At 38.8% G+C, this 18105-nt stretch carries 14 protein-coding genes, 1 tRNA gene and 2 rRNA genes; 3 read left to right on the plus strand and 14 right to left on the minus strand.

Annotated elements, in window-relative coordinates:
- Positions 1 to 3 precede the first annotated feature (3 nt).
- The 5 genes from HC728_RS15720 to cmoM form a co-directional block, all read right to left on the minus strand.
- The gene (locus tag HC728_RS15720) at positions 4 to 621 is read right to left on the minus strand and encodes a DNA-J related domain-containing protein (RefSeq protein ID WP_017018697.1); all 618 of its coding nucleotides are present in this window, start codon (positions 619 to 621) and stop codon (positions 4 to 6) included.
- A gap of 111 nt (positions 622 to 732) precedes the next feature.
- Positions 733 to 5205: a chromosome partition protein MukB gene (gene mukB, locus HC728_RS15725; RefSeq protein WP_065621650.1), complete on the minus strand. Its 4473-nt coding sequence runs from the start codon at positions 5203 to 5205 to the stop codon at positions 733 to 735.
- Positions 5202 to 5939, minus strand: coding sequence for a chromosome partition protein MukE (mukE, locus tag HC728_RS15730; RefSeq protein ID WP_005422550.1), 738 nt, complete (start codon positions 5937 to 5939; stop codon positions 5202 to 5204). The genes mukB and mukE overlap by 4 nt, the downstream gene beginning before the upstream one ends.
- Positions 5920 to 7257 (minus strand): chromosome partition protein MukF, encoded by a 1338-nt coding sequence (gene mukF, locus HC728_RS15735; protein ID WP_005422547.1) that lies wholly within the window; start codon positions 7255 to 7257, stop codon positions 5920 to 5922. Before mukF ends, mukE begins: the two co-directional genes overlap by 20 nt.
- A 25-nt stretch (positions 7258 to 7282) precedes the next feature.
- Positions 7283 to 8062: a tRNA uridine 5-oxyacetic acid(34) methyltransferase CmoM gene (cmoM, locus tag HC728_RS15740; RefSeq protein WP_026029261.1), complete on the minus strand. Its 780-nt coding sequence runs from the start codon at positions 8060 to 8062 to the stop codon at positions 7283 to 7285.
- A gap of 135 nt (positions 8063 to 8197) precedes the next feature.
- Between cmoM and elyC the strand changes: the two genes are divergently transcribed.
- Positions 8198 to 9061: an envelope biogenesis factor ElyC gene (elyC, locus tag HC728_RS15745; RefSeq protein ID WP_017018700.1), complete on the plus strand. Its 864-nt coding sequence runs from the start codon at positions 8198 to 8200 to the stop codon at positions 9059 to 9061.
- Positions 9062 to 9129: 68 nt separating this feature from the next.
- On the opposite strand, the gene kdsB is transcribed toward elyC, so the two are convergent.
- The 5 genes from kdsB to HC728_RS15770 are packed head-to-tail and all read right to left on the minus strand — an operon-like array spanning position 9130 to position 15132.
- On the minus strand, positions 9130 to 9879 hold the full coding sequence (gene kdsB / locus HC728_RS15750; RefSeq protein ID WP_065604568.1) for a 3-deoxy-manno-octulosonate cytidylyltransferase: 750 nt from the start codon (positions 9877 to 9879) through the stop codon (positions 9130 to 9132).
- The gene (locus tag HC728_RS15755; protein WP_005422539.1) at positions 9861 to 10058 is read right to left on the minus strand and encodes a Trm112 family protein; all 198 of its coding nucleotides are present in this window, start codon (positions 10056 to 10058) and stop codon (positions 9861 to 9863) included. Before HC728_RS15755 ends, kdsB begins: the two co-directional genes overlap by 19 nt.
- A 1-nt stretch (position 10059) precedes the next feature.
- Positions 10060 to 11046, minus strand: a complete 987-nt coding sequence (gene lpxK / locus HC728_RS15760; protein WP_065604567.1) for a tetraacyldisaccharide 4'-kinase — start codon at positions 11044 to 11046, stop codon at positions 10060 to 10062.
- The gene (msbA, locus tag HC728_RS15765) at positions 11046 to 12794 is read right to left on the minus strand and encodes a lipid A ABC transporter ATP-binding protein/permease MsbA (protein ID WP_005422535.1); all 1749 of its coding nucleotides are present in this window, start codon (positions 12792 to 12794) and stop codon (positions 11046 to 11048) included. The genes lpxK and msbA overlap by 1 nt, the downstream gene beginning before the upstream one ends.
- A gap of 34 nt (positions 12795 to 12828) precedes the next feature.
- Complete coding sequence (locus HC728_RS15770; RefSeq protein ID WP_238933818.1) at positions 12829 to 15132, minus strand: DNA internalization-related competence protein ComEC/Rec2; 2304 nt, start codon at positions 15130 to 15132, stop codon at positions 12829 to 12831.
- Between the two features lie 6 nt (positions 15133 to 15138).
- On the opposite strand from HC728_RS15770, the gene HC728_RS15775 reads away from it, so the two are divergent.
- Both HC728_RS15775 and HC728_RS15780 read left to right on the plus strand, forming a co-directional pair.
- Positions 15139 to 15663, plus strand: coding sequence for a DUF2062 domain-containing protein (locus HC728_RS15775; protein WP_005422525.1), 525 nt, complete (start codon positions 15139 to 15141; stop codon positions 15661 to 15663).
- Between the two features lie 255 nt (positions 15664 to 15918).
- A complete protein-coding gene (locus HC728_RS15780; RefSeq protein ID WP_005422523.1) occupies positions 15919 to 16071 on the plus strand; it encodes a hypothetical protein in 153 nt (50 codons plus the stop codon).
- Between the two features lie 62 nt (positions 16072 to 16133).
- Here HC728_RS15780 and HC728_RS15785 read toward each other — a convergent pair whose 3' ends face one another.
- From HC728_RS15785 to HC728_RS15800, 4 genes are all read right to left on the minus strand, one after another.
- A complete protein-coding gene (locus tag HC728_RS15785; RefSeq protein ID WP_012534659.1) occupies positions 16134 to 17054 on the minus strand; it encodes a manganese-dependent inorganic pyrophosphatase in 921 nt (306 codons plus the stop codon).
- A 556-nt stretch (positions 17055 to 17610) separates the two neighbouring features.
- Positions 17611 to 17687 (minus strand) — tRNA-Trp (locus HC728_RS15790).
- 63 nt (positions 17688 to 17750) lie between these two features.
- A 5S ribosomal RNA gene (gene rrf, locus HC728_RS15795) occupies positions 17751 to 17866 on the minus strand.
- Positions 17867 to 17997: 131 nt separating this feature from the next.
- Positions 17998 to 18105: ribosomal RNA gene (locus HC728_RS15800) — 23S ribosomal RNA — on the minus strand; the annotation flags it as partial.

The following is an 18105-nucleotide window of genomic DNA, read 5'->3' on the forward strand; positions in this document are numbered from 1 at the left end:
CCGTTACTTTAATATATTCCACGCCTCACACATTATTCTGAAAGTATTAGCATCACCCGTTTCTCTGTCTGGGTGGTGCTTCATTCCCAATTTTCGCCACTGTCTACGGATCTCTTTTGCCGTTGCGCTTTCTGATAAACCAAATAACTTTAACGCTTGGATACGATCCATTGTTTTAATACTATTTCCACCAAGATAACGTCGATAACTAGTCCAAAACTCATTTAATAATCGTTTTACTTCATCTTCATTCGCTTGGTAATTTGACCAATCTAAATAGTATTCACGCAAAGGATGTGTTTTATCTATAACGCATTCCGCTTCTGTTGTTTTTGACACTGGAAACAACAAAATATTCATGGATTCTACTTGTAACCATTGCTCTGGATACAGCTCGCTTTGCAATTGATAAAGTGCATTCATGATCAAAAAATTGCGTTTAAATAAGTCTTTCTCAGGATTTTCATCTAAATGATTAAGTAATCCCTTCTCCATCAGATGAGTTGATAACGTATGCACTTTCCATACTTGTTTTGACTCTTGCAACACCTCAAATAATGACCACACTAATGGGTTTTCAAATTCACCATTAGCATTATCTATGTTTGTGTTTTCTGTCAATTTTTCATCCTTTTATTATTTAAATTTAACTGTAGAAGCTATGCAATTATCTTTCCAAAAAAAATGGCAGCCATTTCTGACTGCCATTCACTTATCAACGTTATTTAACGCTTATTCCGCTATCTCTGCTTCTTCTAGCGTTTGTTGAGTACGACTTGCTGCCGACTCTTGTCCAAAACCTTTAAGGCCGACCACATGAACGTGCTCGCGATCCTTAAAGATCTTACGAACCAATTTGTAGGTTGTCCCCTTCTCTGGACTGATGTTTTCTGGTGCCGCGATAAGAAGTTGCATGTCCAAACGGTCACACAGTTCAAATAACGTAGCGATAGATTTACCATCCAGACGTGCCGCTTCATCCAAGAATAATAGACGACAAGGCATGATATCTTTACTACGAAGACGACGAGACTCTTCTTCCCAACTTTGAATAACCATTAGTAGGATCGCTTGACCTGTACCAATCGCTTCACCTGTTGATAGAGCGCCCGATTCTGCTTGTAACCAACCATCTGCACCACGGTTTACTTCAATGTTTAGTTCAAGGTAGTTACGGTAATCCAGTAACTCTTCACCTAATGTTTGTGGTGAACGTTGACCAACATCGATATGCGGGTTAATGCGTTGGAACAATTTCGCAATCGCTTCAGAGAAAGTTAAACGTGCATTACCAAATAAATCTTGATGTTGCGCTTGATGCTCAGACAGACCGGCTAGTAGCGTTGCGTGAGTTTCACGAATACCTACGTTTAGACGAACGCCCGTTACTTGACCAAAACCAATTTGTGATAAACCTTGGTTCAACATACGAATACGGTTTTGCTCACGCTGAATGGTCTTACGAATAATGTTCGCAACACTTTCAGAGCTTAGTGCTAAACGGTTTTCACGAGATGTCAGCTCTTCAGTCAAACGACCAAGCTCAGTTTCCATCTCTTCAATTGCTTCAACTGGATCATCAGTATGGATGATATCTTGGCGAATACGCTCACGAAGGTGTTGGTATACAGCAATGTAGAATAGAACCTTACGCTCTGGTTTACTTGTGTCTTCAGAAGCACGCAACGAATCACGTAGGTCTTCGTTATCGGCAACTGCAAGACGAAGCGCACCTAACGATTTATCCGACATTGAACGTAATTCTTCAGCACTTAAGTACGCAAGTTCACGTTTATGTAGACGACGTTCTACATCGTTCTCACGAGCTAAGCGTAGAACTGAACACCAGCCCGCTTTGGCATTAACAACAAAAGTACGTAAGTCTTTGTACAGTTTTTCAACTTTACGTGATTGCTTAACTAGGCCTTTAATCTCAAGTTCATTTGACGTGATGCCTTTTTCTAGCTCACTCTTACGACCACGAGAGCTGTGTAGACGCTCATTTAGCTCACTCTTACGAACTTCGGCACGCTCTAGTGCACTATGATCTGCATGAACACCCAGTTCTTGAAGTTCACGTTTAAACTCTTGAACCGTTTCTTGTTTTGCTTGATGCGAACTCTTAAGCGACGCCATTACTTGATTGTATTGGTTTGCTTGAGATTGAGCTTGTTTCTGCTGCTCTTTCGCCTTAGTACGTGCTTGTTCTGCTTGTACTAATTTAGCTTTAAGCTGCTCGTTTAGTTCACTACTCTTATCAAGTAGTGCCACTGCATCTTCGTAGCCAAAATGATGGCGACGCTCAACCAAATCAGAAATAGCAAACAACTGTGCTTTCAGGCTTTGTAGCTGCGCATCAATTTGCTCATGCTCTGCTTTTAAGGCATCAAATTGTTCAGGGTCTACTTCTAACGCTCGTTGCAGCGTTTCTAGTTCTGCAATCGCTTTACCATTTTGACGTAAGAAACTTTCTGCTTCTGATACTTGTTCAACTTGAGCACTGATCTCTTCAAAACGCTCTATGATGGTTTCATCTTCAAGCACATTGATGTGAGGTGCGATCTTAGCAAGTTGAGATAATGCTTCTTTAGATGCTGAAATTTGTGATTTATGCTGCTGTTCTGTCGCCACTAATTCTGTTAACTGACGGCTAACTTGTGCTAGTTGTTCACGAGCTTGTTTCAATTCTACTTCTGGATCTGCATCAAACGCCACAGCAAGGTGTGTTGATACAAAGCCATTGAAGCTTTGGTACAGACGCTGTAATTTTTGTGAATCAAACGCTGCTTTTGCGTGTTCTTCAACGGCAATTTCACGCTCTTCACGTAGTGTTTCTAAGCGCTGTTCACGTGCTGCACGACCAAACAATGGCAATTCAGGGAAGCGAGAGTAACGCATTTGACGATCATTTAAGTGAACGCAAACTGCATTTTCCATCTCTTCAGCATCAAATACACTGTCATCAAATGCGTCAATATCACCTTCGATGATATAAAGATCATCTGGACAATCTTCAAGATCAACCAGTTTATCTTTAATGCCTGATAAATCAGAAACAACGATAGCGTGACGAGCTGGACCGTATAATGAGCTGAAATACGGCGCATCACTTAATGTAATGTCATCGTAAATCTCAGAAAGCAGTACACCACCTAGTGTATCAGCAAGACCTTTAAGACGTGCATCACCACTACCACCAGGGGCTGCTAGACGCTCAATTTCAGATTCTAACTCTTCTTTACGAGCAGCTAGACGATCTTTGTTTGTCGACAATACACGCTCATTCTCTAGCGTTTCTTGCATTTGGTTGATAACCATTTGGCTATCTTCCAGTTCAACACCACATTGATCATTCAGTTTGTGCAGTGCGTCATTCGCAGCAATCCATTTAGGTGCAATAGACTCTAAACGGTGTGCTTCTGAACGATGTTGTTGTTCTTGGCGTTTTAGCTCTGAACGTTTATCAACGATATTTTCTTGCTGTTCTTGAACCGTTTCAAGCATCTCTTCATGACGTGCTTGCTCTTCTTCAAGAACCATTTCAGAATCAATCGTGATATTAAAACGTTTTGCGTATTCTTCAGCCAGTTCTTGAGCTTGACGTTGTAGTCGAACTGCACGCTCAAGATCTTTGTATTGTGCTTTAAGTTGCTCTGCACGCTCTGCAATATTGTTGAACTGGCGAGCTTGTTCAATTAAAGCTTTTGCCTTATCTGATGCTTCATTACGCTCAACATGACCTGCAATTGAAGTTACTAATGCTAAGCCGCGTTCAAACTGTTGAACTGCCGCAGAAGAAAGATCCAATTTATGTTTAATCGCAAGTAATGCGGTAGTTTGAAGTTCTTCTTTTGCTTTTAGTTCGCTTTGAAGATCAATTGCATTATCTTGAGTTAACGACTCATTTGCTGTTAATTGCTGCGCTTTTTCAAGTGCTTTAACCGCTTGTTGGTATTGAAGCGCACGAGTTTGCTGCATATCCAACGCTTGTTGGTAATCAGCAAGCTGTGTTTTAAGACTATCAACTTCTTCTTCTGTTAATAACGCTTGCTCTTCAGCCATAGCAAGTTGTTCTGCGGCTTCTTCCACCACCATCACTTGCTCTTCTAGACGCTCTGTTAGCTCTTCTAGATCTTCAGAGTAACGTTCAATCTTTTCTTGTTGACGAACCGCAGTTTGTACTAATTGAAGATGATCTGATGCCGCTTGATAATCTTGCTCAAGGCCTGATTCTGATTCAGTAAGAAGTTCTAATTCACTCTGCATATTATTTAATACAGATGATAGATCCACTAAGCTACGTTGTGCATTCATTAACTCAACACGATGCGTTAATGTTTGCTCAACTTTTTTACGACGGTCATTCGCATGACGCATGTAATCTGAAGCAACGTAATTCGTTGATTCTGTGATTAAATGTTTGAATAGATCACGATCAGACTGAGTCGTCTTAATCGCTTCTAATGTCATACGGTTTTCACGTAGTGCTGCTTCCATATCTTGGAAGGCTTTCTTAACACCACCATTTTGTGGCAATAAGTAATCACGTAGTGAACGCGTGATCGCACTTGAGATACCACCGTATAAAGAGGCTTCAATTAAACGATAGAACTTAGAACGATCGCTTGTGTTACGAAGTTTCTTCGGTAATACACCGTAATCAAACATTTGAGCGTGATAATCCGTTACAGAATTAAACGCTTTAAATTGAACACCTTCGTACTGTGAAACCATCTCTTTTACGTCATTGATTTGACGAACACGAGCTTGATTTTCAGAAACCGATTCAATCATTAAATCGGTTGGTTTTACATGACTTGGTAAACCAACAACGATGAATGGTTTGATATCAACTTTCTTATCACGACCAGCTACTTGCTGCAATTTAACCGCAAAAAGTACACGTTGCTTACGAGAGTTAACAATATCTAGCGCAGCATAACATGCACCCGGTTTTAATTTACCGTGTAGACCTTTGTCACGAGAAGCTTGAGAGCTGCCCGCTTCTGTTGTGTTACGGAAATGCAGTAGTGACTGGTCAGGAATAAGCGTGGTAATAAACGCCGCCATTGTGGTCGACTTACCTGCACCGTTACCACCAGAAAGTGTGGTTACTAGATTATCAATGTCAAAAGTACGGGCAAAAAAGCCGTTCCAGTTAACCATGGTGAGTGATTGATATTTACCACGTTCAATCATACTCATAGATCACCTTCCAATTCTAATTCATGTTGCTCTTCAGCCGGTTTTTCATTGCTATCTGCATCAAGATCTAAGCTAGATTGACTCGCTTCTTCTTGATGAACAACCACCGCTTCACCATCACGGATTAAACGTAATTGTGCTTCTTTCATATCATCGCTTGTGCGTACATCTGCACCGAAACGGAAAACCGCTTCGCTGATACGGAATTTACCTTGTTCACCAACAGGGATAATCATTCCTAGACGCTTTAAACGACGAAGCGACGTTCTTACTTTATCAAACAGCTTTTCTTTATCTAAATCAGAGCCAGAAGCACGGTTTGTTACTAGCTTCATTAGCTTTTGTTCATCAGCTAATACCAATAACTCATCGAATAATTCTTGATTAGTAAAGATACCTTCGTGAGCCAAACGCTCAGGACTTAGGTATAAGAAACACAATACTTTACCAACAAGCATATCAATTTCAGCTAAAACGCTACGTGCAATGAAAGACGTTGAACGTGGACGTAAGTAGAAAAAGCCTTCAGGTGCTTTTACCAATTCAGCGTTATAACGTTGGTAAAACAGACCTAACTCATGTTCAAACTCACATAACAATGCGTGATTATCTAAATCTTCGCTGGCAACATGACGACCAGAACGTAATAAACTGTCTAGCTCTGGGAATAATGGATTAGCAATGGCTTTTGCTAACTTCTCAGGCATAAATTCTTCAATATTTGTCAATGACATTTGCTTGTACCTTCGCACCGAATTCGTTAATAGACTGCCAATCAGGTTGAACGGCTTGGAAATCGGCTTCTGAATAACCGAGGCGCACCGCTTGATCCACCACTAAACGGGCAAGATCAAAGTGCTGAGAATGTGGGTATGTTGATAGGTAATTCTTAAGGATCGTACCTAATTCAATCGCTTCACCCGTATCTTTGTGATGTTGAAGCATCTCTGCTACACGCTCTGCAAGAATATCAGTGATCACACTCAATTCTTCGTATTCCATTTCATCTGGAACAATACCGGTTACTTCATCATCACGCAGTATCAATGCTTCATCACGCATGTCACGAAGACGAGCAGCATCGGCGTAAGTCAATAACCAAGGTGCATCAAAGTAACCTTTAACAGAATCACGTAAGCGTTGACTAAATGCTCGGTTCTTATCCATATCAATTGCGGTACGGATAAACTTATGAACATGTCGGTCATAACCGATCCAAAGATCAATGGCTTGCTGACCCCAACTTACAATACGGTCTAGCTTCATTTGTAATGAATACAACAGAGCGTCAATAAACTCGAGCTCTTCATTACCGTAAACAATTTCTTGAATATTCAACAACTCTGTTTGCAGCTGATCACCCGCAGCCTGCAATGAATCTTGCAACTCACGTAAATTACCAGATGTTTCATCAAGTAATTTTTCACAGCTAGAAATCGCTTCACGCCAATTTTGGTTTAACAGCTCCGCAATTTCTTCTTTTACTGATTGTTGTTGTTCATCCATCACACGTTGGTTTAAATCGATACGATCGAAGATCTCACCAACAGAGTATTTCAGAACACCATACACGTTTTTACGCCAGTGTTTTGCTTCACCGCCCTTTTCAGCCGCTTCTGATGCTTTTTGAATCTCTTCTGCAACCATCGCCAATTGAATAGAAAGCTTCAATTTAGAGAATTGACGGTGACGCACATAATAATCAGTGATCCCGATAGCTAATGGTGTAAGACGATAGATATTCATTCCATCAGTACTTTCACCACTAAAGCGGCTAATTAAACGTTGTTTTACTAATTCATTGATTGCATTGTTCGCACGAAAAGCAATGGTGTCACTGGATTGTCCAAATAACCCACTGATGATTCCAAACGCATCGTGAAGTTCGCCTTCACCTAGCTCATCATCAAATCTTTCATTACTGAGAACAGCAATGGCCAACAAAAATGCCAAACGCTCAGTTGGCAAATTCAATGAGAAATCGTGCTGTTTTACCCAACCAACCAGTTCATCAACAGTTTGGTCTGTAACAGCATTAGAAAACTCACTCATTGTGTATCCTTTGTGTACATCATTATTATTTTCTCTTCGCCCATACGTGAATATAACGGCCAAGAGAGAGATAAGGTTCTTGACGGCATAATTGCTCTTCGAGCTTTAATACGTCTTCTATTTGATAATCGCCCATGTATTCCATATTACCAATGTAATCATGAAATGAACGAATGCCTGATTTTCCTTTAATTTCATAACCTGCATCTTCAATCCACTGATACACGTCATTAGGCATTAGACCTTTTTGAGGTTGTAACTTAAACCTTTTTCGATGGGGCATACCATCTAAAACATGAGGAATATTGCCACAAATCACATTTTTGAGCACAAGGCCGTGATGGTTATAAAACATGATGGACGCATACCCACCCGGTTTCACTTGTCTTAAAAGAATGTCTAATGCTTCTTTTGGATTATCTAACCATTCCATAACCGCATGGAATAGAAGAATATCAACCTCCCCGACATTATACTGTTCAATTTGTTGTACAGCAGTATGAATAAATTGATATTGCGGTAATAAACCGTTGTCTTCGACTGCTTCTTTCGCTAATTTCAGCATTTCTGAAGAAATATCACATAACGTTACTGAATGACCACGTTTTGCAATTTGCTGAGAAACTTGTCCAATCCCACCACCGGCATCTAACACTGTAAGTGGCTCAGATTTTGCATTATTTTCAGCTAAGATAGTTTCCATATCTTGCCATACAATTGTTTGACGGATCCCGCCCTTGTCGGAACCATAGATGTTCTTCGCAAATTTGTGGGCGATGTCGTCGAAATTACGGTCTTTATTCACAGTGGTTAAGTTATGATATTATCTATTGGAAACATGCATTGTCGCATAAGAGCTCAAGGAAGTAACAGCATGACGCTGTTTTTTGTTCTCAAGTGGTGATTTTTCATTCTATATCAGCGGTAATAGTTAAAAAATATGTTTGAGTTAAAGAAGTTTTTATCATCCATGTTAATGCCCCTACCAGGTTTTCTCCTAATTGGGTTCATTGGATTATTGATTTTATGGTTTTCAAAAAGGAAAGGATTTGCCTCTTTTTTATTAACTTTATCTCTTTTGGGTATTTTTCTGCTCTCTTTTCAACCAATCACAACACCATTATTAAAATCAACTGAACGGATCTATCCATCGTTTATTGCACCCGAGACGCCAGTTGAATACGTACTTGTTCTTGGTAATGGTCACGTTGTTGATGACGAAATATCTCCTATTTCAGAGCTCTCAAGAGCAGCAGTAATGAGATTAACCGAAGGGATCCGTATATATCGTATGTATCCTGGTTCTAAAATGATTCTTTCAGGCTATAACGGTGGAACAACGGTAAGTCACGCGCGTATGATGGCTCGTGTTGCTCTGTCCTTAGGTGTCCATAAATCGGATATCTTATTGTTAGAAAGCGCTAGAGACACTCATGAAGAAGCCGTTCAAACTTTTAATTCGGTGGGCAAAAGTACACTGGTTCTTGTTACTTCGGCGAGTCATATGCCAAGAGCAATGTCTGAGTTCCATCAGTTAGGAATGGATCCAGTTCCTGCACCCACCAACTATCTTGCCCATTCAGAGGTTAAACAACCTTGGGATAAGTACGCACCTAAAGCAAAATATTTAGAACAAAGTGAACGTTTCTGGTATGAGCAAATGGGTCGTTGGTTTATGCAGTTAAAAGATTTAGTGATGAAGAAAGAGCAACAAGCTCAAGAGACACCTAAACTTGAAATTGAAGATGTCATGGAAAAAGTAGACGAATTAAAAGATTCCCTACCTTTATCTGACGAAAAATAAAAACGTATACAAATAAAAAAGCACATACTGTTTAAAACGGTATGTGCTTTTTTTATATAAAATTGATATTACTTAGATAGAATCGCGCGCACTTTTTCTAAATCTTCTGGTGTATCAACTCCTGCCGCAGGCGCTTCTTTTGCTACTGCAACGTGAATTTTTTCACCATACCAAAGAACACGAAGTTGCTCTAAGCATTCAATTTTTTCAAGAACACTTGGCTGCCAATTAATGTACGTATTAATAAAGCCAGCACGATACGCATAAATACCGATATGACGAAGTAAAGGGTTAGCAGTAAGCGTCTCACCTTGAGCGAAAGCATCGCGATCCCATGGGATAGAAGCGCGACTAAAATACAACGCATAACCTTCAGCATCCGTAACGACTTTAACCGCATTAGGATTAAACACATCCTCTTCTTCATCAATAGTTACAGCCAATGTTGCCATTGGTGCTACTGAATCTGACAAGTTTTGGGCTACTTGCTGAATGATACTAGGTGGAATTAACGGCTCGTCACCTTGCACATTTACAACGATCTCATCTGCTGAAATCCCACATTTTTCGATCACTTCAGCAAGACGTTCTGTACCTGATTCGTGATTTGGTGACGTCATGCATACATCACCACCAAAACCTTTCACTACCGCTTCAATACGGCTGTCATCCGTTGCGATGATCACACGGTCTGCCCCAGCCTTTGATGCTTGTTCGTAAACCCATTGAATCATTGGTTTACCACAAATATCAGCTAACGGTTTACCTGGTAAACGAGTTGATTGGTAACGTGCAGGAATTATGACTGTGAACGACATGATTCAACCTCTTCCATTGTCATACGACGAGCTTCAGGCTCAAGCATTACAGGAATGCCATCTTTAATTGGGTAAGCAAGACGATCAATTTTACAAATAAGCTCTTGCTTATCTTTATCGTAGTTCAGTTTTCCTTTACATACCGGGCAAGCTACGATTTCAAGAAGACGATAATCCATATTATTCTTTTACCTCAATAATTTTATTTAATATTTGTTGTGCTTTTTCTTCTGGGAAGGTCGCATCAACAGGCAAGTACCACCATGACGATTGAGCAAAAGACTGGCATTTAACTGCATCTTTTTCTGTCATGATTAACTGCTCGCCATACTGCATTAGTTGTTCAATTTCTGTTGGTTCAAACGCTTTATGATCTTCAAAACCTTGGGTATGAACCACATTCGCTTTCAGCTGATTAAGAGTCTCAAAAAATCGTGGAGGATGCCCTATTCCAGCAAAAGCAACTAAATTTGATAAGGATGCAACACTGCGTTTTTCACCGGTAACTAAATTAATCGCTTCACTTGGTTGAAGTCGCATTGATACCTCATTTTCTTGAGGCTCGCCACCATTACAAATTAAGAAATCAACACTAGATAAACGCTCTACTCCCTCTCTTAGTGGGCCTAGAGGAATATAATGCTGATTACCAAAACGACGCTTTCCATCAATAACAATAAACTCTATGTCTCGTTGAAGTGCATAGTGCTGTAGGCCATCATCAGTAATAATAAAATCAACGCCTTGCTGTTCAAGCACTTTAACTGCTTCACTGCGAACTGGAGCAACAGCAACTTCTGCTTTAGTACGTTGTTTAATTAAAACGGGTTCATCACCTGAAATATCTGGCGTTGTCGTTTCTGTTAATAAATAAGGATAATGCGGGGCTTTACCACCGTAACCACGAGAGGCAACACCCACTTTGTATCCTTTCGATTGCAGCTGCTCAACAAGCCATACAACAACCGGCGTTTTACCATTACCACCAGCGGTAATATTACCAACAACGACAACAGGAACCGAAGAACGGTAACTTTGTTTTTTACCATTTTGGTAATCTGATTTTCGTTTTGTGGCTATCCATTTGAATAGGCAACTAAGTAGCCACAATAATGGCCACAAGAGTTTTCCTAAAAAATGGTTATCAAACCAAATTTTTTCAATCATTAATCACCAAACTGAATACGATGTAATTGAGCATAAGCTCCATCATGGGCAATAAGTTCAGCATGATTACCACGTTCAACCACTTCACCCTCATCAACAACTAAGATCTGATCAGCATCTTCAATGGTTGATAAACGGTGAGCAATAACCAATACTGTTTTGTCTTTTTGAAGCTCATCTAATGCTGATTGAATCGCTTTTTCAGATTCGGTATCAAGTGCAGATGTCGCCTCATCAAGAATTAATACTGGTGCGTTTTGTAATAATGCTCGAGCAATCGCAATACGCTGACGTTGGCCACCAGATAAACTTGCGCCATTTTCACCAATCATGGTGTCAAAACCGTCATCCATCTTATTAATAAAGTCAGAAGCGTAAGCAAGCTCTGCTGCTTTCTCTATTTCTAAACGGGTAAACTTACCTTCAGATGCATAAGCAATATTATTTGCAACCGTATCATTAAATAAATGAACATTTTGAGATACTAAAGCAAAGTGCTTACGTAAGTTTGGTAAGCGGTAATCTTCAATCTTATCGCCATCAAGACTTATCTCACCAGAATCAACATCATAGAAACGAGTAAATAAGTTCGCGATAGTACTTTTACCTGAACCAGAGCGACCAACTAAAGCAATTGTCTTACCCGCAGGTAAATCAAAGCTAACATTACGTAATGCTGGGCCGTCTGCTGTTGGGTAAGTAAAAGTCACATTATCAACTTTGATGTCACCTTTTACCGTATCTCTTTCAATCGTACCGTCGTCTTTTTCTTTATCCATATCCATCAATTCAAACAAAGTCTGACATGCTGCCATACCACGTTGGAAATCAGAAGTAACACTAGTTAATCCTTTTAATGGACGCAATAAACCAAACATTGCAGAGAAAACAACAGTGAAAGTACCTGGAGTCAATGTCTCTTTAATTGAATCAACACTTGCTAAATAAAGCACGGTAACTAAAGCAAACGAAGCAATCATTTGAATAATCGGGTTAGCTAAACCTTGAGCAACCACCATTTTCATATTTTGCTGACGCATGTGGTTACTGATGTTATCAAAACGTTCAGATTCAACTTTTTGACCACCGTAGCTAAGTACTACTTTGTGTCCCTTTAGCATTTGCTCAGACGTTGCTGTTAAAGAGCCCATCGCCGTTTGCATGTTTTTACTGATCTTTCTAAAGCGTTTAGAAACATTGCTAATGGCGAACGCAACAACCGGAGCAATAACCACTAATACCAATGAAAGCTGCCAACTGTTCCAAAACATCAGACCTAATAAACCAATAATGCTCGCAGATTCACGTACAATATTAACTAACGCTTTACTCGTTGCCGCTGCTACTTGTTCTGAATCATAGGTAATTCGAGACAACAAACGTCCTGTTGATTCTTGATCAAAATAACTGACAGGCATATGCATAAAATGGTTAAAAATCTGGCGACGAATACGCATAACAACGTTACTCGCAACCCAACTCATACAATAACCAGAAACAAAACCACTTAGACCACGAATAAACATCATAGCTAAAATAATAAATGGCATTTTCTTCAAGAAGTCAGAATCTGCACTACCAAAACCTTCATCTAAAAGTGGTTTTAGTAAAGAGATCATGTAGGTATCACTTAAGGCATTAATCACAAGAGCGACAACAGCAACGCCTAATCCCGCTTTATACAGAGAAATATGCGGCCATAAACGTTTAAATGTTGCCCATGTAGATTCGTCTTTTTCAATAGTCATAAGTACTTATTCTTCATATACAATTACCTGTATTCTACTCTGAATTTAAGTTATCGCCAAATAGCTTTCTGTACCAAACGTTCTGATTCACTTCTGAATACCTATTAATATGTAATTTATCATTAATTGAATAAAGGCTTACTTGACCAGATTGAGCAGTATCTAACCAAGTTATATTATTTTCGTTGTATTTTTGTTTTATTTGTTTGTTAGGTAAATTCCATGGACTAAACCGCCCTGTTGATACAATTGCTGTTTTATTCTTCATTTCATTAACCCAGCGATCTGTTGATGATGTTGTGGAACCATGGTGTGGAACTAAGAGAACATCCACAGAGCTAAAATCATTTTGATTTAATATCAACATTTCTGAAATAGCATCAATGTCCCCAGTAAATAAGAATGTCCATTTATCAATCTCAAGTTTAATCACACAAGAATGTGGATTATAAGCTCTCTTCACCAATTTTGGTGGCCATAAAACCTCAAATTCTATAATCCCTTCTCGCCATTTTTCACCTTGAATGCAAGGCATTGTTATGTCGCTTATCTCACTAGTACGAACCCAATCAGGCGTAAATCGCTCTATTAAATAATCCTTACCACCAGCATGATCATTATCTAGGTGACTTAAAATTAAACCAGTGATCGATTGTATCCCTCGACGGTGCAAAATTGGCTCTATAACACTCTCAGCAATACTCCCGTTACTCCACTTCATCCCAGTATCGTAAATTATCGTTTTATCGCTAGCTTCAATGAGCACAGCCAAGCCATGACCAACATCTAAAAAATCAACTTGCCATTTCTTATCTGGCCTTATAAAAGCCGCACAGATGAGCAGTATAAATAATGGATTAACTAATGCTTTAAGTGGCATAAAAAGTTTAAGCATTAACACTATAAGAATAAAAATAATGACTTGATTAAATACGGTAGGAAGCAAAAGCCAAGAATCTTCTGCTTGTTTAGCTAACCACCAAATCGGTTTTAATGAACCATTAGCCCCGTTCCAGAACCACGAGCTAATAGGTAAACTCAGCATATCAGATGCAACACCCACAAGACTAAGAGGAACCGTAAATAAACTCACCCACGGAACGGCTATCAAGTTGATGAATGGAGATAGATAACTTATTCCAGAGAAAAAATACCCTTGAATTGGAATCAACAACGTAAATAAACCAAATTGAATAAAAACAACTTGGGTTACTTTTTTTGCTCTTCCATTTAAATTATCTGTTCCTATTTTTTGATAGATATACAAAGAAAATAGAACAACACTGACCGCACAAAAAGAAAGCCAAAAACTCATCGATAATGATGAAAATGGGTTTATAACTAAGCAAAGTAGTAAACACCATAGGAAAAAGAGATGCTTTGGCCATTTAATACGTAATATCAATAATATTGAAACTAAAAAACAAGCAATTAATGCTCGAATGGTAGGTAATGAAAAATCAGCTAACCACGCATAAGCTGTCGCAAAAATACCTCCAAATATAACAGGCAGCCAAACATGATAATACTTAGGATTTAATGATCTAAAACCTCTTCCTACAAACCATCCGATTCCGTAAACAAAACCAATATGTAAACCGGATATCGCAATAAGATGAGCTAACCCTGAGTTACGTAAGATTTGCCACTCACTCGCAGCAATATCTCCTTTATATCCAAATGTTAGTGCCAATAACAATGATTGATAATCATAACTAATTGTCTTGTTATAAGACTCTATAAACAAATTACTTCGATAAGATGTTGAAGGCATTAAGCGTGTTGCTGCCTTTATTTTCCCATAGGCATGTATGCCTTTTGATAATGCATACCCTTCCAGTTTATATCCAACTTCATTATGGCGTCCTATCGGTGGTCTCAACGAAACATCAAACTGCCATACCTCACCTTGCTTAAAAAGAATAGATGTATCATCAGTCAATTGCTTTTTAAAATCTCGAATCGACAGTCTTACTAGAGGGGAAAAATTAGGTAAAAACTTATTACTATTAAACTCAGTAACTTGTACTAAAATTGAAGATGTCGTTTCTTTAAATGCAATTAGACTTTGAATTTCACCTTTGATGGTAATATCATGTCCTTGACTATAAAGACTTTTATTTAAGTTTTGATAGTAAGTTATGTGTAAGGATGTGATGATTAATCCCAAAAAGATACCTTGTATCACTTTTAATTGGGAATATTTTAAAGCTGCTAAATAGCTAATAATACACAAAAAAAATACAGACGACGGCAGGTTTGTCGGCCAAAAAGTCGATGAAAAAAGAATAAGAATTACGACAACGATCTTTATACGTATGTCATTTAACAGAAGCATAAACTAATGCCAAGAAAACTCATTAAACGTTTTTTACCAAACCACGAAACCATTAAGCGCCAAAAAGCCTTAAAAATATTTGGTAATGTTTTATACAATCCAAACTTATGGTGCTTAAATCGTCGCTCAGCAGCAGGCGCGTTTGCTGTCGGGTTATTTATGGCTTTCGTTCCTCTTCCTAGTCAAATGATCATGGCTGCTGGTTTAGCTATTTTATGTAGTGTTAACCTTCCCCTCTCTATTGCCCTAGTTTGGGTTAGTAATCCTGTAACTATGCCAGTGCTTTTTTATGGTGCATATAAAATTGGTGCGTGGGTTTTATCTACTCCTGCTCAGCATTTTCATTTTGAGCTTTCGTGGGAATTTATTGGTTCACAAATGTCGACAATTGGTCCTCCATTCTTATTAGGATGTGCTATTTGTGGTATTTCGTCTGCTCTTATTGGTTATTTTGGTATTCGTGGGCTTTGGCGCTACTCAGTAGTAAGAAGTTGGCAAAAGCGAACTCTACGAATCAAACTATCTCGATAGGCATTTAATTAATACCCTTTTTTAATATCTCCATATACTGACAGTAAATCTTTGCTGTCAGTTCACAAAAATTCCTTTTCATAAAATCAATACTTAGCCATCTTTAATTTATAATGATTTCATTGATTCGCATCTCAATAATCGAACAATCTCATTTTTGGTATTTAATCTCATCTTCCATTAAGAGAAACTAACTATACAAACTAAATAAGATCTATTAATGCTCAACAACAACACTTGCTAAGGGGAACATTTATGAATGAAGTACAAGAATGCCCAGTATGTCTATCAGATGAACTACTTATTTCTGATAACCAAAAGACAATTATCTGTTCTGAATGCGGTGTGATAAAGAAAGATGGGATCTTTCTAGATAAACGAAAACTAGAATTAGAAGAAGCGGTTTAAAGACAATAAAAAAGCCCATACATCACTGCATGGGCTTTTATCTATTACTTAATATTTAAAGATTAAGCAAATACTTCTTGTAGTTGAGGAACAACTTGTTTCTTACGGCTTAGAACGCCATCAAGCCATACACGGCCATTTACAGACGCTTTACCATATGCTTTTTCTGTTAGTTCTTCATTATCACTGATAACTAACATTTCTGAGCCTTCTTTCATGATATCTGTTAATAGAAGAATCATAGTGTGGCGGTTACCTTCAGCTTTCATTGCTGCGATATCAGCTTCTAATTCTTCTTTGATTTCATCAAATACAGAAAGATCAATCACTTCTAATTGACCAATACCAACAAGCTCGCCATTCATGTTAAAGTCTTTAAAGTCACGCATAACAAGGTCACGTACAGGTGTGCCTTCCACTGCTGATTTAACTTTAAACATTTCCATGCCTAGTGCTTTAAAATCTTCAACGCCAGCAATTTCAGCTAGTGCTTCAACACACTTGATATCAGCCGTTGTACATGTTGGTGATTTGAAAATTACAGTGTCACTTAAAATTGCGCATAACATGATACCAGCAATGTTTTGTGGAATTTCTACATTGTAAAAATCATACATCATCTTAATAACTGTGTTACTACAGCCAACAGGACGAATCCAGCACTCAAGAGGAGTTGAAGTTGTTAAATCACCTAGTTTATGGTGATCAACAATACCTACGATAGTTGCTTCAGCAATATCGTCAGGTGCTTGAGTTAGCTCTGAATGGTCAACAATGTACACTTCTTCACCAGCGTAACTTGTTTTTAATTCTGGCGTTTCAAGGCCAAATTTTTCTAGGATAAATGCAGTCTCAGGAGATACTTCACCTAAACGAGTAGGAATCGCTGCTTCACCAATCTGATTTTTTAAGTAAGCTAGTGCAATCGCACCACAAATTGAATCTGAATCTGGAACCTTATGGCCCACTACATACATTGACATTGTATTACTCTCCTTTAAATATGCGCGATATTCTAACAAATTGGAGGCATTTTAAAAGAAAAAGCTAATAACTTTCGATGTACATCTGCTTTCCTATTCAAGCAAACTCACTCCCCTTTTCTTAGGTGATAGAAAACAAAAAGGCTTGTACCTTTCGATATAAGCCTTTCCTAAATATGGCAGGGATGGAGAGATCCGAACTCCCAACACGCGCGTTCTTATGGTGGGAGGAATCCGTGGCTCTTTTCTTAAATCGCAGATAGCAAAAAGGCTTATACCTTTCGATATAAGCCTTTTCTAAATATGGCAGGGGTGGAGAGATCCGAACTTCCTACACGCGCGTTCTTATGGTGGGGGAATCCGTGGCTCTTTTCTTAAATCGCAGATAGCAAAAAGGCTTATACCTTTCGATATAAGCCTTTTCTAAATATGGCAGGGGTGGAGAGATTCGAACTCCCTACACGCGCGTTCTTATGGTGGGGGAATCCGCGGCTCTTTTCTTAAATCTCAGATAGCAAAAAGGCTCATATCTTTCGATATAAGCCTTTTCTAAATATGGCAGGGGTGGAGAGATTCGAACTCCCAACACGCGGATTTGGAATCCGCTGCTCTGCCAATTGGAGCTACACCCCTGTAGTTTTTTTAAAGACTTAACTTTGTCTAACTCTTATTTAATTAAAAATAAGAAGAATTAAAGCCTGGCGATGTCCTACTCTCACATGGGGAAACCCCACACTACCATCGGCGCTATTACGTTTCACTTCTGAGTTCGGCATGGGATCAGGTGGGTCCATAACGCTATGGTCGCCAAGCAAAATTTGTTTATTAATCATGGTAATGATTAATAATAATCTGGAAAACTGTTCTAATTTAAAACTAATTCTTAATCACATTCAATATTGTGTCTTGGTTAACGAATCCGTTAAAACCCCTTGGGTGTTGTATGGTTAAGCCTCACGGGCAATTAGTATCAGTTAGCTCAATGCCTCGCAGCACTTACACACCTGACCTATCTACGTCGTAGTCTCCAACAACCCTTTAGGATACTTAA

This window comes from Aliivibrio sp. S10_S31 (genome assembly GCF_014694495.1).
GTDB classification, from domain to species: Bacteria; Pseudomonadota; Gammaproteobacteria; order Enterobacterales; family Vibrionaceae; genus Aliivibrio; species Aliivibrio fischeri.

Coding starts and splice junctions, on each gene's coding strand:
- lpxK (WP_065604567.1), bottom strand. CDS start 11,046: ATGATTGAAAAAATTTGGTTTGATAACCATTTTTTAGGAAAACTCTTG.
- HC728_RS15755 (WP_005422539.1), bottom strand. CDS start 10,058: ATGGATTATCGTCTTCTTGAAATCGTAGCTTGCCCGGTATGTAAAGGA.
- mukB (WP_065621650.1), bottom strand. CDS start 5,205: ATGAGTATGATTGAACGTGGTAAATATCAATCACTCACCATGGTTAAC.
- kdsB (WP_065604568.1), bottom strand. CDS start 9,879: ATGTCGTTCACAGTCATAATTCCTGCACGTTACCAATCAACTCGTTTA.
- msbA (WP_005422535.1), bottom strand. CDS start 12,794: ATGACTATTGAAAAAGACGAATCTACATGGGCAACATTTAAACGTTTA.
- HC728_RS15785 (WP_012534659.1), bottom strand. CDS start 17,054: ATGTCAATGTATGTAGTGGGCCATAAGGTTCCAGATTCAGATTCAATT.
- mukF (WP_005422547.1), bottom strand. CDS start 7,257: ATGAGTGAGTTTTCTAATGCTGTTACAGACCAAACTGTTGATGAACTG.
- HC728_RS15770 (WP_238933818.1), bottom strand. CDS start 15,132: ATGCTTCTGTTAAATGACATACGTATAAAGATCGTTGTCGTAATTCTT.
- HC728_RS15775 (WP_005422525.1), top strand. CDS start 15,139: ATGCCAAGAAAACTCATTAAACGTTTTTTACCAAACCACGAAACCATT.
- mukE (WP_005422550.1), bottom strand. CDS start 5,939: ATGTCATTGACAAATATTGAAGAATTTATGCCTGAGAAGTTAGCAAAA.
- elyC (WP_017018700.1), top strand. CDS start 8,198: ATGTTTGAGTTAAAGAAGTTTTTATCATCCATGTTAATGCCCCTACCA.
- HC728_RS15780 (WP_005422523.1), top strand. CDS start 15,919: ATGAATGAAGTACAAGAATGCCCAGTATGTCTATCAGATGAACTACTT.